Source organism: Isoptericola sp. NPDC019693 (genome assembly GCF_044389085.1).
Classification (GTDB): domain Bacteria; phylum Actinomycetota; class Actinomycetes; order Actinomycetales; family Cellulomonadaceae; genus Isoptericola.
The window spans coordinates 239,039-261,844 of the sequence record NZ_JBIRXP010000006.1 but is presented as its reverse complement, the minus strand read 5'-3'; the positions used below and the strand labels follow the sequence as shown (position 1 = coordinate 261,844).

19 protein-coding genes are annotated in these 22,806 nt (G+C 74.1%); 8 read left to right on the top strand and 11 right to left on the bottom strand.

Going from position 1 to position 22,806, the window contains the following annotated elements:
• Positions 1 to 6: 6 nt before the first annotated feature.
• Positions 7 to 2,133 (bottom strand): hypothetical protein, encoded by a 2,127-nt coding sequence (locus ACH436_RS18050; protein ID WP_430561575.1) that lies wholly within the window; start codon positions 2,131 to 2,133, stop codon positions 7 to 9.
• A 165-nt stretch (positions 2,134 to 2,298) separates the two neighbouring features.
• A complete protein-coding gene (locus ACH436_RS18045) occupies positions 2,299 to 2,757 on the bottom strand; it encodes a MarR family winged helix-turn-helix transcriptional regulator (RefSeq protein WP_430561574.1) in 459 nt (152 codons plus the stop codon).
• Between the two features lie 73 nt (positions 2,758 to 2,830).
• Here ACH436_RS18045 and ACH436_RS18040 point away from each other — a divergent pair, with 73 nt between their 5' ends.
• Positions 2,831 to 3,046 (top strand): hypothetical protein, encoded by a 216-nt coding sequence (locus ACH436_RS18040; RefSeq protein WP_430561573.1) that lies wholly within the window; start codon positions 2,831 to 2,833, stop codon positions 3,044 to 3,046.
• Positions 3,047 to 3,132: 86 nt separating this feature from the next.
• Here the strand turns inward: ACH436_RS18040 and topA are convergent, their stop codons facing one another.
• The 4 genes from topA to ACH436_RS18020 form a co-directional block, all read right to left on the bottom strand.
• Positions 3,133 to 5,871 carry a type I DNA topoisomerase gene (gene topA / locus ACH436_RS18035; protein WP_430561572.1) on the bottom strand — a complete coding sequence of 913 codons (2,739 nt, stop codon included), beginning with the start codon at positions 5,869 to 5,871 and terminating at the stop codon, positions 3,133 to 3,135.
• 134 nt (positions 5,872 to 6,005) lie between these two features.
• Positions 6,006 to 6,989, bottom strand: a complete 984-nt coding sequence (locus ACH436_RS18030) for a phosphatase PAP2 family protein (protein ID WP_430561571.1) — start codon at positions 6,987 to 6,989, stop codon at positions 6,006 to 6,008.
• 62 nt (positions 6,990 to 7,051) lie between these two features.
• Positions 7,052 to 8,677: an Ig-like domain-containing protein gene (locus tag ACH436_RS18025; protein WP_430561570.1), complete on the bottom strand. Its 1,626-nt coding sequence runs from the start codon at positions 8,675 to 8,677 to the stop codon at positions 7,052 to 7,054.
• A 165-nt stretch (positions 8,678 to 8,842) separates the two neighbouring features.
• On the bottom strand, positions 8,843 to 10,006 hold the full coding sequence (locus ACH436_RS18020) for a S1 family peptidase (RefSeq protein ID WP_430561569.1): 1,164 nt from the start codon (positions 10,004 to 10,006) through the stop codon (positions 8,843 to 8,845).
• Positions 10,007 to 10,122: 116 nt separating this feature from the next.
• Here ACH436_RS18020 and ACH436_RS18015 point away from each other — a divergent pair, with 116 nt between their 5' ends.
• Entirely contained in the window at positions 10,123 to 11,547 is a 1,425-nt protein-coding gene (locus ACH436_RS18015; protein ID WP_430561568.1) for a TrkH family potassium uptake protein, read from the top strand.
• Positions 11,548 to 11,666: 119 nt separating this feature from the next.
• On the opposite strand, the gene ACH436_RS18010 is transcribed toward ACH436_RS18015, so the two are convergent.
• Positions 11,667 to 12,212, bottom strand: a complete 546-nt coding sequence (locus ACH436_RS18010) for a hypothetical protein (protein ID WP_430561567.1) — start codon at positions 12,210 to 12,212, stop codon at positions 11,667 to 11,669.
• A 158-nt stretch (positions 12,213 to 12,370) separates the two neighbouring features.
• Here ACH436_RS18010 and ACH436_RS18005 point away from each other — a divergent pair, with 158 nt between their 5' ends.
• A complete protein-coding gene (locus tag ACH436_RS18005) occupies positions 12,371 to 13,153 on the top strand; it encodes an alpha/beta hydrolase family protein (protein WP_430561566.1) in 783 nt (260 codons plus the stop codon).
• Here ACH436_RS18005 and ACH436_RS18000 read toward each other — a convergent pair.
• Genes ACH436_RS18000 through ACH436_RS17990 form a run of 3 tightly spaced genes read right to left on the bottom strand, consistent with a single transcriptional unit; the run spans position 13,128 to position 15,992 of the window.
• The gene (locus ACH436_RS18000) at positions 13,128 to 14,771 is read right to left on the bottom strand and encodes a methyltransferase (RefSeq protein WP_430561565.1); all 1,644 of its coding nucleotides are present in this window, start codon (positions 14,769 to 14,771) and stop codon (positions 13,128 to 13,130) included. The genes ACH436_RS18005 and ACH436_RS18000 overlap by 26 nt on opposite strands.
• On the bottom strand, positions 14,768 to 15,370 hold the full coding sequence (locus ACH436_RS17995; RefSeq protein ID WP_430561564.1) for a hypothetical protein: 603 nt from the start codon (positions 15,368 to 15,370) through the stop codon (positions 14,768 to 14,770). The genes ACH436_RS18000 and ACH436_RS17995 overlap by 4 nt, the downstream gene beginning before the upstream one ends.
• Before the next feature lie 43 nt (positions 15,371 to 15,413).
• Entirely contained in the window at positions 15,414 to 15,992 is a 579-nt protein-coding gene (locus ACH436_RS17990; RefSeq protein WP_430561563.1) for a hypothetical protein, read from the bottom strand.
• Positions 15,993 to 16,091: 99 nt separating this feature from the next.
• Between ACH436_RS17990 and ACH436_RS17985 the strand changes: the two genes are divergently transcribed.
• Genes ACH436_RS17985 through ACH436_RS17975 form a run of 3 tightly spaced genes read left to right on the top strand, consistent with a single transcriptional unit; the run spans position 16,092 to position 18,175 of the window.
• Positions 16,092 to 16,634 carry a DinB family protein gene (locus tag ACH436_RS17985; protein WP_430561562.1) on the top strand — a complete coding sequence of 181 codons (543 nt, stop codon included), beginning with the start codon at positions 16,092 to 16,094 and terminating at the stop codon, positions 16,632 to 16,634.
• Positions 16,635 to 16,676: 42 nt separating this feature from the next.
• Positions 16,677 to 17,612, top strand: a complete 936-nt coding sequence (locus ACH436_RS17980; RefSeq protein WP_430561561.1) for a hypothetical protein — start codon at positions 16,677 to 16,679, stop codon at positions 17,610 to 17,612.
• Positions 17,609 to 18,175 carry a DinB family protein gene (locus ACH436_RS17975; protein ID WP_430561560.1) on the top strand — a complete coding sequence of 189 codons (567 nt, stop codon included), beginning with the start codon at positions 17,609 to 17,611 and terminating at the stop codon, positions 18,173 to 18,175. The genes ACH436_RS17980 and ACH436_RS17975 overlap by 4 nt, the downstream gene beginning before the upstream one ends.
• 72 nt (positions 18,176 to 18,247) lie before the next feature.
• Here ACH436_RS17975 and ACH436_RS17970 read toward each other — a convergent pair whose 3' ends face one another.
• Positions 18,248 to 20,536 carry a sodium-translocating pyrophosphatase gene (locus ACH436_RS17970; protein WP_430561559.1) on the bottom strand — a complete coding sequence of 763 codons (2,289 nt, stop codon included), beginning with the start codon at positions 20,534 to 20,536 and terminating at the stop codon, positions 18,248 to 18,250.
• A gap of 212 nt (positions 20,537 to 20,748) precedes the next feature.
• Here ACH436_RS17970 and ACH436_RS17965 point away from each other — a divergent pair, with 212 nt between their 5' ends.
• Both ACH436_RS17965 and ACH436_RS17960 read left to right on the top strand, forming a co-directional pair.
• Positions 20,749 to 21,357: a sigma-70 family RNA polymerase sigma factor gene (locus ACH436_RS17965; protein ID WP_430561558.1), complete on the top strand. Its 609-nt coding sequence runs from the start codon at positions 20,749 to 20,751 to the stop codon at positions 21,355 to 21,357.
• Positions 21,354 to 22,799 carry a hypothetical protein gene (locus ACH436_RS17960; protein ID WP_430561557.1) on the top strand — a complete coding sequence of 482 codons (1,446 nt, stop codon included), beginning with the start codon at positions 21,354 to 21,356 and terminating at the stop codon, positions 22,797 to 22,799. Before ACH436_RS17965 ends, ACH436_RS17960 begins: the two co-directional genes overlap by 4 nt.
• Positions 22,800 to 22,806: the final 7 nt, after the last annotated feature.

Here is a 22,806-nt window from a genome sequence, read left to right as displayed (position 1 = left end):
CGCGCGCTACTTCTTGTTCTGCACCGACAGCACGTACCCGGCGTCGAGGAACGTCAGGTCACCGGTGGGCAGGTTCGACACCAGCGTGGCGAAGTCGCGCTGGTTGCCGTTGGCGCACTTCGTGACGAACCCGGCCTGGGAGATCTGGTCGCCCGTGAGCCGGTACACGTAGTTGCCGGCCCCGTCGGTGATCTCGAACGAGCTCGTCACCCCGGGAGTGAGGTCGCACGTCGCGACCACCTGCAGCGTCCAGTTGTTGTCCTGGACCCCGGTGGTCTCGAACCACTGCCCCTCCTCGGACGAGACGGTCGCCGCCGCGCCGTCCACCCGCACGTCGTCCACGAACCAGCCGGTGTCGAGGTACGCCGCGTCGGTGGAGTAGCGGAACCGCACGTCGGTGGCCCCCGCCGGCAGCTGCGCCGTGAGGTGCACGTACTCCGGCTCGTCGACGAAGTAGGCGCCGCCCGACGTGCCCGTCAGGCCGTTGCCCTCGGTGTTGCCGCCGTGCGGGTCGTCGTCCGTCGTCACGACCGTGCCGGCGTCGTCGACGAGCGGCACCGTGACCCACTCGCCGCCCACCTGCGCCTCGACGAAGCCGTAGTCCCAGCCCTCCTCGATGAAGTGCCAGGTCCAGAAGTCCAGGCTGGACACCGCGCCGTCGGTGGCGACGTCGAGCACGTTGTCCGACTGGCTCTCGTACCCGCCGTACCAGTGCGTGTCACCGGAGTGCGGGGCCACCTCGGAGGTGTCCTCGCCGTCCAGCCCGACGGTCACCCGGGGACCGGGGTTGCGGAACCGCTCCACCTGGATGCCGTACGGCAGCGCGACGGGCGACTGCCCGTTGGCCCGCCGGTCCCACTTGGCGGACGGCTGGGCACCCTGGTTGGACCCGCGGCCCTCCCAGAACTGGTCGTCCGCGATGTCGATCGTCCAGTCCGTGAAGGCCGGGTCGCCGAAGTCGACCGCCTTGATGTCGAACACGTCGCTGTCCTCGTCGTCCAGGTACACGGCCACGGCCCAGTCCTGGTAGAGCGTGGCGACGTCGGGCAGGTCGCCGCCCGTGGCGGCGTTGAACTCGTCGATCGCCGCCTGGACGCCGTCCATGCCGTCGGCCTGGTTCGCGAAGATCTGCTTGATCAGCAGGTCGCCCCCGGCGCCGTCGTACGTGAGGTCGGGCGTGTACGTGCCGTCGCCGTTGCCGCCCGCGCGCTCCCACAGGTACTGGAAGAACGTGTACGCCGCGCCGTAGTTCTCCAGCCCCCCGGCCCAGCGCGTCAGCGACGTCTCGGCGTAGAACACCTGGTGGTAGGTGAGGTGCGAGCCGCCGACGTCGTACCCGTTGAGGAAGACCGCGAAGTCGGCCAGGCCCTCGTCCACCCAGGACAGCTCGCCCGGGTCGGAGTAGTTGTGCAGCAGGTGCTCCAGCTCGTGGGCCACGACGCCCTCGTAGAGCTCGGGCTGGTCGTTGTCCGGGTCGTCGTCGTTCCACGGGGAGTCCGCGCCGCCGAGCCGGTTCTGCCAGTCGAACGCGTCGATGACGATGGCGTTCATGCCGACCGAGTCGATGAAGTCCGGGGCGAAGTAGCCGGCGGTGTACGAGTCCTGCTCGCAGTCGTAGTACAGCTCGTCCTGGACGTTGTACACGACCATGACCAGGGAGTCCGTCGCGGGCTGGTCCGGGTCGGCGGCGTCCATCTCGCCGTAGTGCTCCTCGTCCACGGCGACGATCTGGTTCGACAGCTCGTCGCCGAGGAAGTCGATCTGCGCCTGCGTCAGGGTGAAGTCCTCGGCGGTGAGGTCGGTGCACGGCTCGAACTCGTCGTCCGGCGCGTGGTCGAAGGACGGGTCGAGGCTGTCCACCCCGGTCGGGGCGCTGCCGTCCAGCGGGGTGCCCGCCGGGACGTACACGTACACGGGCGTGCCGTCCGGCGTCGCGCCCGCGTAGGCGCGGTCGAAGTCCTGGTCGTAGGTGCCGCCGGCGGCGCTGTCGTTGATCGGCAGGGTGATGGACTCGTCGCCGGGGAGGTTGGCCGGGTCGGCGGCCGCTCCCGCGGGCACGGCGGCCGCGGCGGTGAGGAGCAGCGCGCCGGCGCTGCTCAGGAGGATGGTGGCTCTGCGACGTGCACGCAGCATGGGCGGGTCCCCTCTGGGACGGCCCGCGGTCCCGGGTTCCGGGAGGCGGGCCGGTGGCGGATGCACTGGGCGGTCGAGACTCGGGCAGTGCGGCCGCACGTCCTTGTGCGGTCATCGCTCATGAAACCACCACCGGCGCCACCACGGGGCCTGATTGCCCGAGGCTCAGGCCATGACGCCCTGCGAGGCCGCGACCACCCGGTTCGCGGCGTCGCGGACCTGCTCCAGCTCGGCCAGGCTCAGCCCGCTCGCCGCGACCACCTTCGCGGGGACCTCCTCCGCCCGGTCCCGCAGGGCACGCCCGGGAGCGGTGAGGTGCAGCTCGACGACGCGGGCGTCGCCGGCGCCGCGCCGTCGCTCGAGGAGGCCCTGCCGCTCCAGCCGCTTGAGCAGCGGCGACAGCGTGCCCGGGTCGAGCAGCAGCCGCGCGCTGAGCCCGGTGACCGTCGTCGTCGCGCCGGCACGGTCGTCCTGCCACAGCCCGAGCATCACGAGGTACTGCGGGTGGGTGAGCCCGAGCGGCTCGAGGATCGGGCGGTAGATCGACACCATCGCCCGGGCGGCCGCCGAGAGCGAGAAGCACACCTGCGCCTCGAGGCGCAGCGGGTCGGCGGGCAGGTCCATGCGCCCACCCTACGAGTCGGCCTATAGTTGGTGCACCAATGGTTGGCCCACCAAGTTTTGCTGAGGGAGTGTCATGGCACGCCGCGCACGCCGTGAGGACGACGACCGGACCTGGGGCATGAAGGTCACCGAGAGCCTCCTGATGTTCTTCGGGCCCGCGAACATCCGCCGCACCCCGCCGGTCCCGCCCAGCGCGGAGGACCTCGCCCGCGACGCCGCGCTCCGCAGCTCCCTGCAGCGCGTCACGCGCGCCGACGGCCACGTCTATCTCGTCGAGCGCGAGGACTGACCGCCCGCCCGAGTGTTGTGAGCGCGATTTCGGGGACTATCCGGGCCCGGATAGTCCCCGAAATCGCGCTCACAACATTCGTCGGGCTACTTCTTGGCGGTGGACTTCTTCTTCGCGGCCGGCTTGCGCGTCGTCGTGCGCTTCTTGGCCGGGCCCGCCGCCCGCTTCTCCGCCAGCAGCTCGATCGCCCGCTCGGGGGTGATGCTCTCGGGCGTGAGGTCGCGCGGCAGGGTCCGGTTCGTCTCGCCGTCGGTGACGTACGCGCCGAACCGGCCGTCCTTGACCACGATCGGCTTGCCGCTGGTCGGGTCGTCGCCCAGCTCGCGCAGCGGCGGGGTGGCCGCGCGGGCGCCCCGGCCGCGCTTGGGCTCGGCGTAGATCTTCAGCGCCTCGTCCAGCGTGATCGTGAAGAGCTGCTCCTCCGACGCGATCGTCCGCGAGTCGGTGCCCTTCTTGAGGTACGGGCCGTACCGGCCGTTCTGCGCGGTGATCTCGTCGCCCGACTCCGGGTCGGTGCCCACCACGCGCGGCAGCGACAGGATCTTCAGGGCGTCGTCGAGCGTCACCGTCTCGAGCGCCATCGACTTCAGCAGCGACCCGGTGCGCGGCTTGGGCTGCGCGGCCTTCGCCTTCTTCTGCGCCGCCGCCGACAGGCTCGGGTCGATCTCGGGCAGGTCGAGGACCTCGGTGACGTACGGGCCGTAGCGGCCGTTCTTCGCGATGATCTCGTTGCCGGACGCCGGGTCGGTGCCGAGCACCTTGCCGTCCTCGGCGCCCGCGGCCAGGAGCTCGCGCGCCTTCGCCACGGTGAGCTCGTCGGGGGCGACGTCGTCGGGGATGGACGCGCGCGGCGGGTTCTGCCCCTCGGCGACCTCGGCCCCCAGGTCCTCGACGTACGGGCCGTAGCGGCCCACGCGCACCCGGATGCCCTCGCCGATCTCGACCGAGTTGATCGCCACCGGGTCGATCTCGCCGAGGTTCTCCACCAGCTCGTGCAGGCCCCAGCCGGTGCTGTCGCCCGAGCCGTCACCGAAGTAGAACCGCGTCAGCCAGGCGACGCGGTCCCGGCTCCCCGACGCGATCTGGTCGAGGTCGGCCTCCATCTCGGCCGTGAAGTCGTAGTCCACCAGCCAGCGGAAGTGCGCCTCGAGCAGCTTCACGACGGCGAACGCGAGCCACGTGGGCACCAGCGCCTGGCCCTTGGTGCGCACGTAACCACGGTCCTGGACCGTCGAGATGGTCGCCGCGTAGGTGGAGGGACGGCCGATGCCGAGCTCCTCCAGCGCCTTGACCAGCGACGCCTCCGTGTAGCGCGCGGGGGGCGTCGTCGAGTGCCCCTCGGCCGTGAGGTCGTCGCCGCGCAGCGGGTCGCCCTCGGCCATCCGCGGCAGCCGCGCGTCCTTGCCCGACGCGGCGCCGTCGCCCTCGGCGACGTCGGTGCCCTCCTCGTACGCGGCGAGGAAGCCGCGGAACGTGATGACGGTGCCGGACGCCGAGAACACGGCCTCGCGACCGGCGAGGTCGCCCGCCGCGCCGGTCAGCGTGGCCGCGAGGCGCACGGACGCCGTCGACCCCTTGGCGTCGGCCATCTGCGAGGCCACGGTGCGCTTCCAGATCAGCTCGTACAGCTTGAACTGGTCGCCGGAGATCTCGCGGGCCACCTGGGCCGGTGTGCGGAACGAGTCCCCCGCGGGGCGGATCGCCTCGTGCGCCTCCTGCGCGCCCTTGTTCTTCGAGGCGTACAGCCGCGGTGCGCCGGGCACGTACTCGGGGCCGTACAGCTCGGCGGCCTGCCGCCGGGCCGCGTCCGTGGCCTCGGCGGACAGCGACGGCGAGTCCGTACGCATGTAGGTGATGTAGCCGTTCTCGTACAGCGCCTGCGCGGTGCGCATGGCCTGGCGCGCGCTCATGCGGAGCTTGCGGCCGGCCTCCTGCTGCATCGTCGAGGTGGTGAACGGCGCGGCGGGCTTGCGGGAGTACGGCTTGGTCTCGAGCGACCGGACGGCGAAGGCGGCGTCCGCGAGCCCGGCGACGACGGCGTTCGCGGACGCCTCGTCGAGCTGCACCACCCCGGTGCGCACCTTGAGGCGCCCCCGGTCGTCGAAGTCGCGGCCGGCGGCCACGCGGTCGGCACCGAGCCCGGTCAGGCGGGCGCGGAAGGCCTGCCCGGCGTCGTCGCCCTCGGTGGGCGCGAACTGCCCGGTGACGTCCCAGTAGTCGGCGGAGACGAACGCCATCCGCTCGCGCTCCCGCTCCACGACGAGCCGCGTCGCGACCGACTGCACGCGCCCCGCGGACAGCCCCTGGCGCACCTTGCGCCACAGCACGGGCGACACCTCGTATCCGTAGAGGCGGTCGAGGATGCGGCGGGTCTCCTGCGCGTCGACGAGGTCCTCGTCGAGCTCCCGGGTGTTCTCCAGCGCCCGCATGATCGCCTCGCGGGTGATCTCGTGGAACACCATCCGCTTGACCGGCACCTTGGGCTTGAGCTCCTGGATGAGGTGCCAGGCGATGGCCTCGCCCTCCCGGTCCTCATCGGTGGCGAGGTAGAGCTCGTCGGCCTCCTTGAGGGCCTTCTTCAGCTCGCGGACCTTCTGCTTCTTGTCGGCGTGCACCTCGTAGTAGGGGTCGAACCCGTTGTCGACGTCGACGGCGAACTTGCCGTACGGCCCCTTCTTCATGTCCGTCGGCAGGTCACGCGGCTGCGGCAGGTCCCGGATGTGCCCGACGCTCGCCTCGACCTCGAAGTCGTCGCCGAGGTAGCCCTGGATCTTGCGAGCCTTGGTGGGCGACTCGACGATCACGAGCTTGCGTGGCTGGGGCATCCGTTCCTGCTTTCCCTGGTGCTGCGGCGGTGCGGGCGGCGAGCTGCTGCGGCGGCGACGGTGGCCGGCCGACCGGTCATGTCACGGTACGACATCTGATTGTCACTTCCCCGACACGGCCGCCGGGCGGCACTCTACCGAGACGTGCGGCGGGGCTGCGCGGTGAGCTGGCGCAGCACCAGGAGGGTCGCGAACGCCGCCGCGGTCACGGCGAGCACGCCCACGGCACCCGCCGCGTACGCGGTGAGGTCCGGCGAGAGGGGAATCGGGTCGCCGTTCGTGACGAGGCCCACGAGCGTGCCGCCGGACCCGAGGACGCCGGCCAGCGACGCGAGCAGCAGGAGACCGGCGACGACGTACGACCCGGGCGCCGCGTACGTCGCGCCCGGTCGGCGCAGCTCGTCCGTCGACGACGCCGGGGTGAGGGCGCACACGGCCGCGCCCCACGCCAGGACGACGAGCACGGCGGCGACGACGTCCGACGGGCGGTGCCACTGGCCCACGAGCGTCGAGACGCCGGTCGCCGCGGTGTACGCGGCCCCGAGGATCGCGACGACCGGCCGCCAGGCCCGCGGCGTCACGAGCAGCAGCGCGACGGACACCGAGGCGGCCACCGTGGTGTGGCCGCTGGGCAGCGTGTTGGGCCCGGTCCACCCGGGCAGCAGCTCCGGCCGGTCGAGGACGCCGTGCTTGAGCACCTGGGTGGTCACGTTCGCGCCGCCCACGAGCACCGCGACCTGCAGCGCCAGCACCCATCGCCGCCGCGCCAGGGCGACGAGCATCGCCGCCCCGACCCCCGCGACGACGAACGCGACGGACACGACGTCGAGCACCGGCTCGGCCACCCGCCAGAGGCGTCCCTGGCCGTGGGTAGCACCCGCGAACGCGAGCTCGTCGACCCGCTGGCCCGCGGCCGTGCCGACGAAGAACCGCCAGGTGAACCACACCGCGAGGACGGCGAGGACGGCCACGACCGCCGCGGCGACGCGAGGCGCGGTGCGGCCCTGCGGCGCCGGCCGGTCGCCCCGCCACGCGCCGACCGGGAGGATGGGCGCGCCGACGCCCACCGTCCCCCGCGAGGGGGTCGGCGGTGTCTGGGGGCGCGTCTCGGTGAGCACGGGATCACGCTACCGACTCGGTGTGACGGAAACGTACGCGCGGCGTGGGGACCTCTCCCCTGCTACGGGGCGGTGTGCCGTAGCGTGACCGTGTTGGAGAAGGTCTGGCGGACGTTGGGATCCTTGGGGATGTACTCGACCTTGAGGTAGGACTTCTTCCCCACCCCTTGGAGCATCACCCCGGGCACCCGGATCGTCCTCCACCCGTCGTCGACCTTCCACGACCAGTTGACCCAGCAGCCGGCCCATGTCTTGTGGATGCTGTACGGCTCGCGCGACCACAGACAGAGCTTGCCCCGCTCGGGGACGCCAGCGGTCTTGACCGTGACGGTGGCGCGGACCGAACGACGGGCCGACCAGTCGTTGGGGAACGACGTGCGGTCCAGGCGCAACGTCACCTTCGGCCGCGCATGGATGACCTTCTGGCTCCAGGCCCGCTGCGATCGCTCGAACGTCGACGGCCCGACGTACTTGACCACCATGTACTGCCGGTCACCCTCAGCCGGCTTCACCAGGGTGGCGGGGAGGTAGAGCGACGCCTGCCCCCGCGAGAGCGTGGCGGAGCGCAGCTTGCGGCCGTACGACCACAGCTCGACCCGGCCCGTCGGCGTGGCGCTCGGCGACGTGACCTTCACCGCCACGCGGCGAGCCTTCCCGTAGGTCCACGTCTTCGGGGTCGACACCGTGACGGACGTGGCACGCGGGCGGACGACGACCCGGCCCGACCGCGACGTCGACTCGTACTCCGGCGATCCGTTGAACCGGACCGTCAGTCGCGACTCACCGAACGGGAGCCGGCTCGCGGGGATCCGGAGGGTCGCACGCCCGTCCACCACGACGGCGGACGCCAGGTTCTCCGTGTCGATGCGCTGGAGGTACACCCGTCCCGTGGGCGTCCCGAGCGACGACGTCACCTTGACCGGCACGACGACGTCCGACCCGTAGCGCACGCCGGAGGGCACGGGGGCGGTGAGCGTGACCGGCTTGCTCCGGACCGTCACCGGCAGCGTCCAGCCGGACACGTACGTCCCCGACGCCGAGCGGTGCGTCAGCCGGACGTTCCCCCCGCTGGTGAGCTCCGTGCCGTCGAGGCCGAACGTGGCGACGCCGTCCACGAGCGTCGCGGAGCGCTCCGTGCCGCCGGCCTTGAGGACGAGGCCCACCGTTCCCTCGCGCGGCTCGTCCGTGCCGGTGACGTCGAACCGGAGCTCGTGCCGGTCCCCGTAGTACCAGGACGCCGCTCCCAGGACCGGTGCGGCGGGCTCGGCGACCTCGAACTCGACGGAGTCGGACGAGGTGTACCGCCGCTGCCCGGTCTCCGGGTCGACGGTCGCGGGCATCTCGACGTGCCGCACCTCGACCGTGTGCCGGCCCGCCTGGAGGTACCTGCTCGGGATCACGACGGTGGCGCGCCCGTCCGTGAGCGGGGCGCGCTGGAAGTACGAACCGCGTCCGTCCTCGAACCACTCGACGTACCCGGTTCCCGGCGCACCGTCGCGGGTCACCTGCACGCCGAGGGTGATGTCCTGGCCCGTCCACCACCGCTCCTCGGTCGGGGCGATGACCGTGCTGTCCTCCCCGACGTCCGCCACGGCCGGCGGCACCGCCAGCCCCGTCGACACCAGGGCGAGCGTCAGCATCGCGCCGACCGCCGCCATCCACCGCCGCACACCCGCGTCCGCGCGCATCCTGTCGCCCTCCGTCGTGACTGCGAGCAACCTAGCGGCAGCTCGACCGCGGTCGCCGCGCCTCGCGGGTGAAATTCCGGACGGCGTCCGCCGAGCACGTCCCCGCGCACGACGACGGGCGCGCCCCCGGTCGTGGGGGCACGCCCGTCGCGGGGCCTGTGCCGGCTACGCGCCGCCGGTCACCAGGGTGAGGCCGTAGGCGTCGAGGATCTCCCCCACCGGCTGGAAGAACGTCGTGCCGCCGGACGTGCAGTCCCCGGACCCGCCCGACGTCACGCCCTGCGCCTGGTCGCCCGCCAGCAGCGAGCCGCCGGAGTCGCCCGGCTCCGCGCAGACGTCCGTGCGGATGAGGCCGTCGACCCTGCCCTCGGCGTACGAGACGGACACGTCGAGCGCCTCGACGGTGCCGCAGTGCCAGCCCGTCGTGGAGCCGGAGCGGCACACCTGGGCCCCCACCGGGGCGGGCTCGGCGCCCGCGACGGCGACCTGGCCGCCGGACCAGTCGTTCACGGCGCCGACCGGCGTGCTGCCGGCCCCCACCTGGACGTAGGCGTAGTCGTCGCCGGGGAAGCTCGACCCGGCGAACGTCCCGGCGGGCTGCGACGTGCCGGCGCCGGCGGAGCCGCAGTGCCCCGCGGTGACGAACCCGCCGACGACGGCGAAGCCCACGGAACAGCGCGACGCCCCGTCGATGTAGTAGGCGTTGCCGCCGACGACGTCCTCGAGCACACGAGGCCGCTCCGCCGTCGTGCTCACGGTGACCGCTCCCTTCGGCACGTCCGCCGCGGCCAGCGCGTCCGCGACGTCGGCCCGGGTGCCCGCCAGCGTCTCGACCACGAGCGTGTTGTCCCGCACGTCCACGTGCCAGCCCGTCACGCCGTCGGCCACGTCGTCGGCCACGTCGGCGCCGAGGTCCGCGGCCCAGCCCTCGAGCTGGTCGAGCGAGTACCGGGCGTCGACGGCGTCGACGGCGGTGGCGCCCGCCGCGCGCTCGGCCTGGGCCTCGGTGTCCGCGCCGCCCGCCGTCGCGACGACCAGCCGGTCGCGCTCGGGGTCGAGCCACGCGCCCGCGAAGTCGTCGCCCAGCGCCTTCCGCAGCCGCTCCTGCACGGCCCCGGCGTCGTCCTGGAAGTCGAGCCGTTCGACGGCGCGCTCCCTCGACATGCCGAGGTCGTCCGTCATGGCCCGCAGGAGCCCGGCCGGGTAGCGGTCCGCGCCCGCGACGTCGTCGTCCGGGCTCGGTCCGGCGGCCTGGGCCGTCACCGCGGTCGCCGCGAGCGTGAGCCCGGCGGCCGTGGCGGCCATCGTCCTGAAGGTCGTGCGTCTCATCGGAGAATTCCTTCCGTCAGGGGCCGGACGGTTGCCCGGCGCACCTCACGCTACGGCGGCGACCAGCCCGCGGCCAGGGCGCGCCCAGGCGCCAGCCGGGTGCACACTGAACCTTCGTGCACCCGATCCCGTGGTTGCGCCCGCACCGGGTGCCCGCGACCTCCTCCGCCTCGCCGGCCAGCCTGCGCCGCCGTCCGGCCCAGGTGGTCACCCTCGCGTTCCTCGCGACGATCGCCACCGGCACCGCCCTGCTGAGCCTGCCGATCAGCGCCACCGGGCGGAACGCGAGCTTCGTCGAGGCGCTGTTCACCGCGACGTCCGCCACCTGCGTGACCGGGCTCGCCGTCGTCGACACCGAGCACTTCTGGACGCCGTTCGGGCAGGTCGTGATCCTGCTGCTCATCCAGGTGGGCGGGTTCGGCGTCATGACCCTCGCGTCGCTGCTCGGCCTGCTGCTCACCCGCCGCCTGGGGCTCAGCACCCGCCTGGTGGCGACCGAGTCGACCCGCTCGGTGGGCATGGGCGACGTGCGGCGGGTGCTGCTCGGGGTGCTGCGGTTCACGGTCGTCACCGAGCTGGTGGTGGCCGCGCTGCTCACGGCGCGGTTCGCCGCCGCCTACGACGAGCCGCTCGGCCACGCCGTCTGGTCCGGCGTCTTCCACGCCGTGTCGGCGTTCAACAACGCCGGGTTCTCGATCTACAGCCAGAACCTGATGCCGTTCGTGGCCGACCCGTGGGTCTGCCTGCCGATCTGCGCGGCGGTCATCATCGGCGGCCTCGGCTTCCCGGTGCTGCTCGAGCTGTGGCGGCTGCACCGCACCCGGCGCACCGAGGAGGGGCCGACCGACCTGCGGCGGACGTCCCGCTGGAGCGTGCACACGCGCCTCACCGTGCTGATGTCGGCGGTGCTGCTGGCGGTCGGCACCGTGTTCTTCCTCGCGGCCGAGTGGCGCAACCCCGGCACGTTCGGCCCGCTGGACCCGCCCGCGAAGGTGCTGGCCGCGTTCACGCAGGCGGTCATGCCCCGCACCGCCGGCTTCAACTCGGTCGACCTGTCCCAGGCCAACAACGGCACGTGGTTCTTCACGGACATGCTCATGTTCGTCGGCGCCGGGTCGGGCGGCACCGCCGGCGGCATCAAGGTGACCACGTTCGCCGTGCTCGCCGTCGCGATCTGGTCCGAGCTGCGCGGCGACCCCGACGCCACGCTCTGGGACCGGCGCCTGACGCCGGGCACCCAGCGGCAGGCGCTCACCGTCGCGCTCGTCGGCGTCGCGGCCGTGGTGCTGCCCACCCTCGCGATCACCCTGTCCACCAGCCTGTTCACCCTGGACCAGGTGCTGTACGAGGTGATCTCGGCGTTCAGCACCACCGGCCTGTCCACGGGGATCACCGCCGACATGCAGCCCTGGCACCAGCTCGTGCTCGTGGCCCTGATGTTCCTCGGCCGGCTCGGGCCCATCACGCTCGGCACCGGCCTGGCGATGCGCGACCGGCAGCGCCTCTACCGGCGCCCGGAGGCGGCCGTCGTCATCGGCTGACCCGCCGGTGGGCAACGTGCGTGCTGACTTGTTCCGCATCGGGCCGTATTGAGGAACAAGTCAGCACGCTCGTTGCCTGCCGACGGGTCGTCAGGCGATGGGGCGTCAGAGGCGAGATGTCAGCAGTTCGTGCCGGCGTACGTGCCGACGGCCTGCGCGGACTCCTGGAACTCCGAGCCGGTCATCGCGGACATCGCGTCCTGCAGCTTGGTCATCGCCTCGGCGTCCGTGGGGTCCTCGGCGGCGGCGGCCAGGCCGTCCGACGCGGTGCGGAACGACGTCGTGAGCGCCTCCCAGTCGTCCGCGATCTCCGCGGGGGGCTCGTCGACGCCCTCGAGCGTGGTGGTGAGCTCCTCGAGCTTGTCGACCGTGGGCTGCAGGTCGGTCGGGTCGACGTCGCTCATCGCGGAGGACGCCTCGGTGAGCGACTGGACGGCGCTGCAGACGTCGCCGCCGGCGGCCTCGCCGGCGGGAGCCTCCTCCTCGGCCGGGCTCTCCTCGGCAGGGCTCTCCTCGGCCGTGTCGTCGGTGGCCTGCTCCTCGGCGGCGGGGGTGCCCTCGTCGGAGCCCGCGTCACCGGAGCCGCCGCAGGCGGCGAGGCCCAGCGAGAGCAGGGCGGCGGCGGCCACGGCGGTGGCACGGGTCATGGTCAGTCGGTTGCGCATGGTGACCATGGTCCCCGACCGGAGGCGTTCGCGCGCCCCGGCCGGGCGGGGACAACTCCCCATGCGGCGGCCGCCCCGCGGCCTCGATGGCACACTCGTGCCGCACGCCGGCGCCGACCGGCACGGTGCGGCGGAGCACGCAGGAGGAGGACGGACCGATGGCCGAACGAGTGACGTTCCCGAGCAGCACCGGACCGCTGCTCGCGGGCATCGTCGACCGCCCCGAGGGCGAGGTGCGCGGCTGGGGGCTGTTCGCCCACGGGTTCACGCTCGGCAAGGACTCCCCGGCCGCGGCGCGCATCTGCAAGCAGCTCGCCGCGGAGGGCGTCGGGATGCTGCGGTTCGACAACCTCGGCCTCGGCGACTCGGAGGGCGACTGGGGCGACGGCTCCTTCACCGTGAAGGTCGCCGACACGGTGCTCGCCGCGCGGTTCATGACGGAGCACCTCACCCACGGCGACCCGCCGTCGCTGCTGGTCGGGCACTCCTGGGGCGGGGCCGCCGTCATCGCCGCGGCGCAGGAGGCGGGCGCCCGCGCCGTCGCCTCCGTGTGCGCGCCGTTCGACCCCAGCCACGCCGAGCACCAGTACGACGACCTGGTCGACCAGGTGCTCGCCGAGGGGAACGCCGTGTGGCAGGTGGGCGGCAAGCGCCTGAACCTCAAGCGGGGCATGGTCGAGGACGTCCGCGACGCCGACCTGGAGAACCGCATCGCCGACCTCGGCCTGCCGCTGCTGGTCATGCACTCGCCCACGGACCGTGTCGTGGGCATCGAGAACGCCAGCCAGATCTTCGCGGCCGCGCGCCACCCCCGCAGCTTCGTGGCGCTCGAGGGCAGCGACCACCTCCTGACCGCGCCGGGTCAGGCGAAGCGCGCCGCGCGCATCGTCAGCGCGTGGGCCGACCCGTACCTCGTCAGGCCGCGCCCGTCGTCCCGCTAGCGGGACGGAGGAAGCCGTCGCGCACCAGGCCCCGGACGGCGGGCAGCAGCTCGGCGCGCAGGTCGTCGGCCGGGACGTCGAGCAGCGCGCCGAGCGCGCCGACGATCTGCCCGACGGCGAGCTCGCCGTCGCACACCCCGACGAACGCGGCGAGGCCGGTGGAGGCGTGCACCCCGCGTCCGAGCCCGTCGCCCTGCCGGACCACGACGACGTTCGGGTCCGCCTGGCCCGGGGTGTGGAACCGCTCCTCGGTGACGTCGTCCGCCACCACCAGGTGCGCCTGCGCGAGCGCCGCGTCGTCGCGCGCCTCGAGCCAGTCGTGCGCCGCGAGGGACGCCGCGACGTGGGCCCCGAGGGGCTGGTGCACCGACCCGGTGTGCTCCTCGAGGCGGCGCAGCGTGGGGCGGGCGCCGTCCACCGGACGCCGGAGCGTGACGATGCCGAAGCCCACGGCCTCCACGTCGCGCGAGGCGAAGTCGTCCAGCCACGCGCCGTAGGCGGCCGCCCACGCGCCGGGCTCCCGCTCCGGCGTCGTGCCGCCGTCGCGGATCCACGTCTCCGCGTACTCCGCCGGGTCGAGCACCTCGCGCTGGATCACCCAGCCGTCCAGGCCCGCGGCGTCGAGCCACGTGCCCACCCGCTCGTCCCACGGCTCGCCGCGCCGGTGCTCCCAGTTGCCCAGCAGCTGCGCCACGCCGCCCGGGGCGAGCACGCCGCCGACGTCGCGGACGAGGTCGCGCACGAGGTCGTCGCCGGACCGGCCGCCGTCGCGGTACTCGTAGTCGCCGAGCGCCTCGGCCACCGCGGCCCCCGCGGCGCCGGCGTGCGGGGTGATGACGAACGGCGGGTTGGAGACCACGAGGTCGAAGCTCTCCCCCGCCACCGGTTCGAGCATCGAGCCGTGCCGCAGCGCGACGTCGACCCCCTCCGCCGGGGTGTTCAGCGCGAGGTTGAACCGCGCGAAGCCCAGGGCCCGCCGCGAGAGGTCGGTGGCCACGACGTGGCGGGCGTGGCGGGCGGCGTGCAGCGCCTGGATCCCGCAGCCGGTGCCGAGGTCGAGCACGCGGCCCACCGGCGTGCGCGCCGTGACCTGAGCGAGCGTCGTGGAGGCGCCGCCGGCTCCCAGCACGTGGTCCGTCGCGAGGCGGCCGCCCGTGGCCAGCTCGGCGAGGTCGCTGGCCAGCCACCACGCTGCCTCGCCGCCCGCGTCGACGGCGGCGTACGGCCGCAGGTCGACGACGGCGCGCACCGCGTCGCCGTCGTCCTCGCCGGCGGCGGCCACCAGGCCGAGGCGGACGGCGCCCGCCGTGCCGAGCCCGGGCAGCGCGCGGTCGAGCGCCGCCCGGGGCACCTCGTCGCCGAGCAGGAAGAGCCGCGCCAGCGCGGCACGCGGTTCGTGCGCTGCGGCGACGTCCGCGAGCGCGCGGCGGGCGGGAACCGTCTGCTCGCGGTGCAGCGCCGCCGACGCGACGTCGCCAAGCACCTCGCCGACGCCGTCGACCGTGTAGCCCGCGGCCGTCAGGTCGGTCCGCAGGGCGTCGACGAGGGCGGCGGCGTGACCCGCGGCGCCGGGCACGGGCGTCGAGGCAGGGCCCGAGGCGGGGCCGGCCGTCGTCATCGGCCCGTGCACTCGGTCGACAGGAAGGACGTGATGTCCCTGGCCGCCGTCGTCGCGCCCGCGGTGTCGTCGGCCGTGATCGCGCCGGCCATCGCCGAGCTCACCGCGTCCGCGTCGTCCTCGTCGACCTCCTCGAACGCGGTCGCCGCGCTGTCGAGGTAGTCCGCCATGGTCTCCCACGGCCCTGCCACGCCCTCGGGCGGCTCGACGTCCTCCATCGCCCGGTCCGCCGTGCGGAAGCTCTGCACCAGCGCGCGCGGGTGCTCCGGGCTGAGGTCGACGAGCGCCCGGTTGGTCGTGGACCACGCCTGCTGCAGCCCGACGCACGTCTCGTGGTCGAGGCCCGAGCCGTCGGCGTCGGCGTCGGCGTCCTTCCCGTCCGTGCTGGGCCGGGGGGACGCCGCCTCGTCCTTGGACCGGCTCGGCTCCCCCTCCACGCCCATCGCGAGGTCGCCGGGGATCGAGACCGCCGGCGCGGGCTCCGCGACCGGCTCCTCCCCGCCGTCGGACGCCCCGCACCCGGTGAGCGCGAGCCCTGTCACGAGCATCCCCGCGACGACGACCGGAAGACGACGGGGCAGGAGGCGGGCGCGACGCATCCCCCTATGGTGCGGCACCGCCCGCGCGCGCGGAAATCACCGCTCAGTCGGCGGGCGCGTCCGTGGCCTCCGAGCCGTCCGCGCCGTCCTGCGCCCCGCAGCCGTCCTTGAGGAAGGTCGTGACCCGGTTCGACGCCGCCGTCATCGCCCCGGTGTCCAGGCCCGCCAGCGCCTCGGCGACGGCGGCGTCCACCTCGTCCTCCCCGGCGGCCTCGATCGCGTCGGCGACCGCGCCGACGTACGACGCCACCGTGCCCCAGTCGTCACGCACCGCGGCGGGCGGGCTGACCTCGACGAGGGCGTCACGCGCGCCGAGGAAACCGCGCCGGAGGGTCTCCGGGTCGTCGGCCGTCATGCCGACCTGCAGGCTCGCCGACCGCGACCACGCCGCCTGCACCACGGGGCACTCGTCGGGCGGGCCCTGGGCGAGGACGACCTCCGCGGGGGCGCCCGCGTCCGCGACGAAGCCGGCCGCCAACCCGACGCCCATGCCGAGGAGGAGCGCGACCGCCCCGGCCGCGGCCAACGACGAGCGCCGGCGCCAGGCGCCCGGCACCGGTCGCCTCAGGCGACCGAACAGTCCGCGCGAGCCGCTGGTGACGCGTCTCGTGCGGGCCCTCATGCTGCCGAAGGCTACCGGGAGAGCCTGCGTCGGCGGAACGTCACCGCAGGTGAGAGCACCTCGCTTGACCCGTGGCGGGCGTTCGGCCAGATTACGCGCGTGACCTCTACCACGCCCGGCCTGTGGGTGCATCCCGAGAACGACCCCCGAGCGACGGGCGTCGACCCGGTCGGCGAGAAGGAGACCCTCTGGGAGTACCTGTGCCGGTACCGCATGACGCTGGTCATGAAGTGCGAGGGCCTGGACGCCTCCCAGCTCGCGCGGCGCTCCGTGCCGCCCTCGACGCTGTCGCTGCTGGGGCTCGTCCGCCACCTCGCGAACGTGGAGCACCACTGGTTCCGCCGCGTGCTGCAGGGACGCGACGAGCGCGGCCCGTTCGAGCTGCCCGGCTACCCCGACGTCGACCTCGACGGCGCCCTGCCGGACAACACCTGCGTCGACGAGGCGTGGGACGCCTGGCACCGCGCCGTGGAGGTCGCGGACGACTGCTTCGCCGGCGAGGACCTGGGCCGCGAGGTGCCCTACGACGGCGGCACCGTCGAGGCGCGCGACGTGCTGCTGCACGTGCTCGAGGAGTACGCCCGCCACATGGGGCACGTGGACCTGCTGCGCGAGTGCATCGACGGGCGCACGGGTCTGTAGCCCGCGCTGTGGCCGCGGCCGCGGCCGCGTAGCGTGCCGATCATGACCGGCACGACGGGCACGGGCACGACGGCCACCGCGGGTGTGCGGAGCTTCCTCAGCGGCGTCCTGGTGCTGCTCGCGGTGCTGGCCGCCGTGGTCACGGTGCCGGCGCGGTACGCCGAGCACACGCTGCTGGACACGGACGCGTACGTCGCGGCGACCGCCCCGCTGGCCGACGAGATCACCACCCAGGACGCCGTCGCCGAGGTGCTCACCGGCGCCGTGGTCGGCCGGATCGACTCCGGGGCGCTCGCGGGGGCGCTGCGCCCCGTGATCGGCGAGGTGGCCGACGCGTTCGTGCGCTCCGACGCGTTCGCGCCCGCGTGGCAGGAGGCCACCCGGCAGGGGCACGCCGCGGCCGTGGCGGTGCTGCGCGACGAGAGCGACCTGGTCGACGCGGCCGACGGCGTCGTGACGCTGCCCCTGGACCCGTTCCTGGAGGCGGTCGGGCAGGCGCTGCGCGACCGGGGGCTGCCCGTCCCCGAGGGCTTCGCGGACACCGGTGCGGACGTGGTCCTGTACGCGTCCGAAGACCTTGCCACCGCCCAGTCGGCGGTCGCGACCCTCGACCGGTGGACCCCCTGGGCGCTGCCGGCGACCGTCCTGCTCGCCGTCCTGGCCGCCCTCGTCGCCCGCCCGGGCCGGCGCCTGGGCACGGTCGCCGTGACCGGGGTGGCGACCGCCGTCGCGATGCTGGTGCTCCTGGTGCTCCTGCCCGAGGCCGTCCGGACGGTCTTCGCCGGCGTCGACGTCGGGTCGGCGGGGCGCCCCGTGCTGGACGACACCGTCGACGCCCTCCTGGTGCCGCTGCGCACGCAGCTGTGGTGGGCGTTCGGCGTCGCCGCGGCGGTGGGGGTCGGGGCCGGGGTCGCCGGCGCCGTGGTGCGGAGTATGAGGTTGCGCCGCGACCGCCACGACGGTCGGATGTCCGGATGAGCGACGCGACGCAGCGGCAGTTCCCCGACCTGTGGGTGGACCCCGAGGACGACCCACGACAGCAGTGGGCCGACCCGGTCGGGGAGCTGGAGACCCACTGGTCCTACCTGCGCTCCTACCGCGCCACGATCGAGATGAAGTGCGACGGGCTCGACGACGAGCAGCTCGCACGGCGCTCCGTGCCGCCCTCGACGCTGTCGCTGCTCGGCCTGGTGCGCCACCTGGCGAAGGTGGAGCACTCCTGGTTCCGCCGGGTGCTGCAGGGCGACATGGGCCTGCCGAAGCTCTACGTCGCGGACGGCGGCCCGGACTGGGACTTCGACGGCGCCGTCGCCGACCCGGCGGTCGTCGCGGAGGCGTGGGCCGCCTGGCGGCGGGAGACGGCCGCGGGCGACGCCTGGCTCGCCACCCAGACGGACGCGGACATGGCCCGCGTCGTGGTGTTCGACGACTCGACCTCGACGGTGCGCGACATCCTCGAGCACCTCGTCGAGGAGTACGCCCGGCACGCGGGGCACGCCGACCTGCTGCGCGAGTGCATCGACGGCCGCACCGGCTTCTAGACCGCCCGCGAGACGCTCGGGCCGGGCCGCGACGTGCGCGGCCCGGCCCGGGCTCGTCCGGTGCGAGCCGCCCTATCGCGCGGGGACGCTCGCCGTCTCGTCGGCCTGCTCGCGGTCCACGCGGGCGGCGCGCAGGCGGGACATGATGACCGCGCCGAACGCGATGCCCGCCGCGACGACGGCGATGACGAGACGCAGCGCCTGGTTCGCGTCGGCCGGCACGCTCAGCATCACCACGGCGGGCGCGATCAGCACCGACACGAGGTTCATCACCTTGATGAGCGGATTGATGGCGGGCCCGGCGGTGTCCTTGAACGGGTCGCCGACCGTGTCGCCGATGACGGTGGCGTCGTGCGCCGCGGAGCCCTTGCCCCCGTACGCGCCGTCCTCGACGATCTTCTTCGCGTTGTCCCAGGCGCCGCCGGCGTTGGCGAGGAAGACCGCCATGAGCACACCGGCGCCGATCGCCCCGCCGAGGAAGCCGGCGAGCGGCCCGACGCCGAGCCCGAAGCCGACCGCGATCGGGGCGAACGCGGCCAGCAGGCCGGGCGTGGCGAGCTCGCGCAGCGAGTCGCGGGTGCAGATGTCCACGACCTTGCCGTACTCGGGCCGCTCCTCGTACGTCATGATCCCGGGGTGCTCGCGGAACTGGCGCCGCACCTCGAAGACGATCGCGCCCGCCGCCCGGGTGACCGCGTCGATGGCCAGGCCCGAGAAGAGGAACACGGTGGCGGCGCCGAGGATCACGCCCACCAGCGTCACGGGCGAGACGATCTCGAAGCTGAGCATGGACGGGACCAGCCCCGCGCCCCGCTCGGCGACCTCGCCCAGCGCCGTCGACACGGCGTCGGCGTACGACCCGAACAGGGCCGTCGCGGCGAGCACCGCCGTCGCGATCGCGATCCCCTTGGTGATGGCCTTGGTGGTGTTGCCCACCGCGTCGAGGTCCGTGAGGATCTGCGCGGCCTCGTCGTCGACGTCGCCGGACATCTCGGCGATGCCCTGCGCGTTGTCGCTCACCGGCCCGAAGGTGTCCATCGCGACGATGACGCCCACCGTGGTGAGCAGGCCGCAGCCCGCGAGGGCGACGAGGAAGAGCGACAGCCAGAGCGACCCGCCCGCCAGCAGGAAGACGCCGCAGATCGCGGCGGCGATGACGCCCGCGGTGTACACGGCGGACTCGAAGCCCACCCCGATGCCGGACAGCACGACGGTCGCCGCGCCGGTGCGCGACGTCGCCGCGACGTGCAGCGTCGGCTTCGACGTCGTGCCGGTGAAGTACCCGGTGATCCACAGGATGATCCCCGCCAGCACCACGCCGATGACGACGGCCAGCGCCGCGACGACGCGCGGGTCGGCGGTGAGCTCGCCCAGCTCGGCGGTGCCGGACAGCTCGGCGAACGACGACGGCAGGTAGAGGAACGCGGCGACCGCGGCCAGCAGCGCGCCGACGACGGCGGACAGGTAGAAGCCGCGGTTGATGGCCTTGAGGCCGTTCTCGCTGCCGCGCACGCGGGTGACCAGCACCCCGAGGAGCGCCACGAAGGCGCCGACCGCGGTGACGATCAGCGGGAAGACGAGGCCCTCCTCGCCCATCACCGCCCGGCCCAGGATGAGCGCGGCGACGAGGGTGACGGCGTACGACTCGAAGAGGTCGGCGGCCATGCCCGCGCAGTCGCCGACGTTGTCGCCCACGTTGTCCGCGATGGTCGCGGCGTTGCGGGGGTCGTCCTCCGGGATGTGCTGCTCGACCTTGCCGACCAGGTCGGCGCCGACGTCGGCGGCCTTGGTGAAGATGCCGCCGCCGACGCGCATGAACATGGCGAGCAGCGCTGCTCCGAAGCCGAAGCCCTCCAGCACGGCGGGTGCCTCGGTGCGGTACACGAGCACGACGAGCGCCGCCCCCAGCAGCCCCAGGCCCACCACCGACATGCCCACGACGCCGCCGGTGCGGAACGCGATCCGCGCGCCCTCGGCGCGACCGTCGGGGCGGGTCGACGCGGCCGCCACCCGCACGTTGGCGCGCACCGCGAGCCACATGCCCAGGTAGCCGATCGCCGCGGAGAACGCGGCCCCGAACAGGAACGCGATCGACCGGCCCACCCGGACCCCGCCGTCTCCCGGCAGCAGGAAGAGCAGCGCGAACACCACGACGGCGAAGATCGCGAGCGTGCGGAACTGGCGGTTGAGATAGGCCGACGCCCCCTCCTGGACGGCGCGCCCGATCTCCTGCATGGCTGGGGTGCCCTCGGGGGCGGCGAGCACCTGCCGCCGCAGGGTGCCCGCGCACACGAGCGCGGCCAGTGCGATGACGGCGATGACCGCGACGATCGTGATGCTGCTGGAACCGAACGTGAGCATCCGTCCTCCTTGACGTGCTTCCTCGACCCGGCAGGGACGGCGTCGACCGTCCGTGGGAAGGTCCCGCCGTCGCCGTTGACGGCGGGATGCCGGGGAGTCTACCCACATGTGACGGCCGTCACGAACCGCCGTGGAATCCTGTCCCCAACGTTTCCCGTCCCCCGACCGTCCCAGCGGGTGAGGACGGCACGGGAGGGACCGGTGGATCGACGATGAGTCGCTGGGAGGACGAGCTCGCCGAGCTCGCACGGGCACGAGGCCGCGCCCTGGTCGGGTACGCCTACGTGCTCTGCGGGGATCAACGGCTCGCGGAGGACCTGGTGCAGGACGCGCTGGTCAAGGTGTTCGCGCGACTTCGCCGCGGCTCCGGCGAGGCGCGCGACGGGTCGCTCGTGCACCCGCTCGACGGCGGCGGGACGAGCGAGGCGTACGTGCGGCGCGCGATCCTCACCCTCTTCCTCGACGAGCACCGGAGGAAGAAGCGTTGGGCGGCTGCGCGACCGCTCGTGGCCACCGACGACCGGGTGCGCGGCGCGGCGTCGGGCGCGACGGCGCGGGCGGACGTCGCCGCCGCGCTCGGCCGCCTGGCCCCGCGCGAGCGGGCGTGCGTCGTCCTGCGCTACCTCGAGGACCTCACGGTGCCGCAGGTGGCCGACGTGCTCGGGCTCGCGCAGGGCACGGTCAAGCGCTACCTGGCGGACGCGACGGTGACGCTGCGGGACGTGCTGCGGGTGCCCGACGACGACCGCGCGGAGAGGCCCGACGGCCCGACGGCGGTCATCACGACGAGCACGACGACGGGACGGAGGGCGGGGCGATGAGCACGAACCACGCGCGGGACGACTGGGCGGACGCCCGCACCGACGAGGCGCTGCGGCGCGAGCTGGACGCCCTGGCCGGCCTGGGGGCGTCGGCCTCGGGCCTCGACGGCGCCCTCGGGGCGGTGCGCCGCCGGGTGCGGCGGCGCCGGTCCGTCAAGCAGGCCGGGATCGCCGCCACGACGCTCGCCGTCGCCGCCGGGCTGGTGCTGGGCGGCGCCGCGCTGCTGCCCGACGCGCCGCAGCCGCTGCCCGGGCCGGCGACCAGCCCGACGCCGTCACCGTCGCCTTCCGGCGACCCCTCCCCGGACGAGGGCTCCGCTGCCCCGTCCCCGCCGGAGGTCGCCATGACCGAGACGGGCTACCAGCCGTCGTGGCTCGAAGGCACGGACCTCGTGTGCGGCATGCGGTTCGACGACCTCCCGGCGAAAGCCGACGGCCACCGGCTGGAGCTGCTCGGCGACCCGACGCTCGAGGACGACACCAGCGCCGACGGCACCGAGACCGTGCAGACCTGGCGTGCACCGACCCGTCTCACGATGGAGCAGGCGAGCGACGCCGGGCTCCGGGTGAGTGCGCCCACCCTGCTGTGGCAGGAAGGCGCGTGGGTTGTCGACGTCGGCGTCAACACGACCGAGGGCGGCATCGACCAGGTCGGCGACGCTCCCGCGGACCGCGAGGCGGAGGACTCGACGCTCAGCACCTGCTTCCCCGACCGCCGCACCGTGGACGGCGTCGCCACCGACGAGTTCCGGGCGGTGCTCGGCGCCGGCACTTATCAGGTGCGCGCGTTCGTGCAGCTCTGGACCTCCGACCTCTCGGACGTCGAGCTCGTGGTGTCCGACCCGGTCACCGTGACGCTCGAGGACCCGACGGCCGGGACAGCTTCCGCGACGGCGCCGGAGGGCGCCTCGAACGCGGCCGGGCCGGAGTGCTCCGCGCGCGGGCTCGACCTGCCGGACCCGGACGTCGCGGGCCTCCCCGAGGCGGTGCAGGTCACCGCGGTCTCGCTGTTCGACGCGGCCCGCTCCTGCGACGACGAGCGGCTGACCGCGCTCGCCGAGGCGGCCGACCGGCACGACCTGAACTGGGGCGGGCAGCCGCCGGCCGAGCTCCTGGCGCTGCCCGGGGCCGAGGACGACGAGGAGGTCTACGCGATCCTCGCCCGGCTGCTCTCCGGCACGACGCCCTGCGAGATGGGGTCGGACGGCCGCGAGGACGCCGACCGGGCGTACGCCTGGCCGCGCATGGACGGCGGCGTGTGCCAGGCCACGGCCGAGGACTGGCGAGACGCGGTGGACGCCGGCGCGCTCACCGAGCAGGAGGCGCAGGAGTGGAGCACGGGCCCGCGGCCCGACTACGAGGGCTGGCGGCTGACGATCGACGGAGAGGGCCGGTGGATGCAGTTCGTCGACGGGTACATCGGCCCGCCGCGCGGCGAGTGACGACCGG

What these genes read in the sequence shown, in the direction of transcription:
- ACH436_RS17975 (WP_430561560.1), top strand. Translation starts at nt 17,609, where the DNA reads ATGAGCGACGCGACGCAGCGGCAGTTCCCCGACCTGTGGGTGGACCCC.
- ACH436_RS18050 (WP_430561575.1), bottom strand. Translation starts at nt 2,133, where the DNA reads ATGCTGCGTGCACGTCGCAGAGCCACCATCCTCCTGAGCAGCGCCGGC.
- ACH436_RS18025 (WP_430561570.1), bottom strand. Translation starts at nt 8,677, where the DNA reads ATGCGCGCGGACGCGGGTGTGCGGCGGTGGATGGCGGCGGTCGGCGCG.
- ACH436_RS18010 (WP_430561567.1), bottom strand. Translation starts at nt 12,212, where the DNA reads ATGCGCAACCGACTGACCATGACCCGTGCCACCGCCGTGGCCGCCGCC.
- ACH436_RS18040 (WP_430561573.1), top strand. Translation starts at nt 2,831, where the DNA reads ATGGCACGCCGCGCACGCCGTGAGGACGACGACCGGACCTGGGGCATG.
- ACH436_RS17995 (WP_430561564.1), bottom strand. Translation starts at nt 15,370, where the DNA reads ATGCGTCGCGCCCGCCTCCTGCCCCGTCGTCTTCCGGTCGTCGTCGCG.
- ACH436_RS18000 (WP_430561565.1), bottom strand. Translation starts at nt 14,771, where the DNA reads ATGACGACGGCCGGCCCCGCCTCGGGCCCTGCCTCGACGCCCGTGCCC.
- ACH436_RS17970 (WP_430561559.1), bottom strand. Translation starts at nt 20,536, where the DNA reads ATGCTCACGTTCGGTTCCAGCAGCATCACGATCGTCGCGGTCATCGCC.
- ACH436_RS17990 (WP_430561563.1), bottom strand. Translation starts at nt 15,992, where the DNA reads ATGAGGGCCCGCACGAGACGCGTCACCAGCGGCTCGCGCGGACTGTTC.
- ACH436_RS17980 (WP_430561561.1), top strand. Translation starts at nt 16,677, where the DNA reads ATGACCGGCACGACGGGCACGGGCACGACGGCCACCGCGGGTGTGCGG.
- ACH436_RS18020 (WP_430561569.1), bottom strand. Translation starts at nt 10,006, where the DNA reads ATGAGACGCACGACCTTCAGGACGATGGCCGCCACGGCCGCCGGGCTC.
- ACH436_RS17960 (WP_430561557.1), top strand. Translation starts at nt 21,354, where the DNA reads ATGAGCACGAACCACGCGCGGGACGACTGGGCGGACGCCCGCACCGAC.
- topA (WP_430561572.1), bottom strand. Translation starts at nt 5,871, where the DNA reads ATGCCCCAGCCACGCAAGCTCGTGATCGTCGAGTCGCCCACCAAGGCT.
- ACH436_RS17965 (WP_430561558.1), top strand. Translation starts at nt 20,749, where the DNA reads ATGAGTCGCTGGGAGGACGAGCTCGCCGAGCTCGCACGGGCACGAGGC.
- ACH436_RS18005 (WP_430561566.1), top strand. Translation starts at nt 12,371, where the DNA reads ATGGCCGAACGAGTGACGTTCCCGAGCAGCACCGGACCGCTGCTCGCG.
- ACH436_RS18045 (WP_430561574.1), bottom strand. Translation starts at nt 2,757, where the DNA reads ATGGACCTGCCCGCCGACCCGCTGCGCCTCGAGGCGCAGGTGTGCTTC.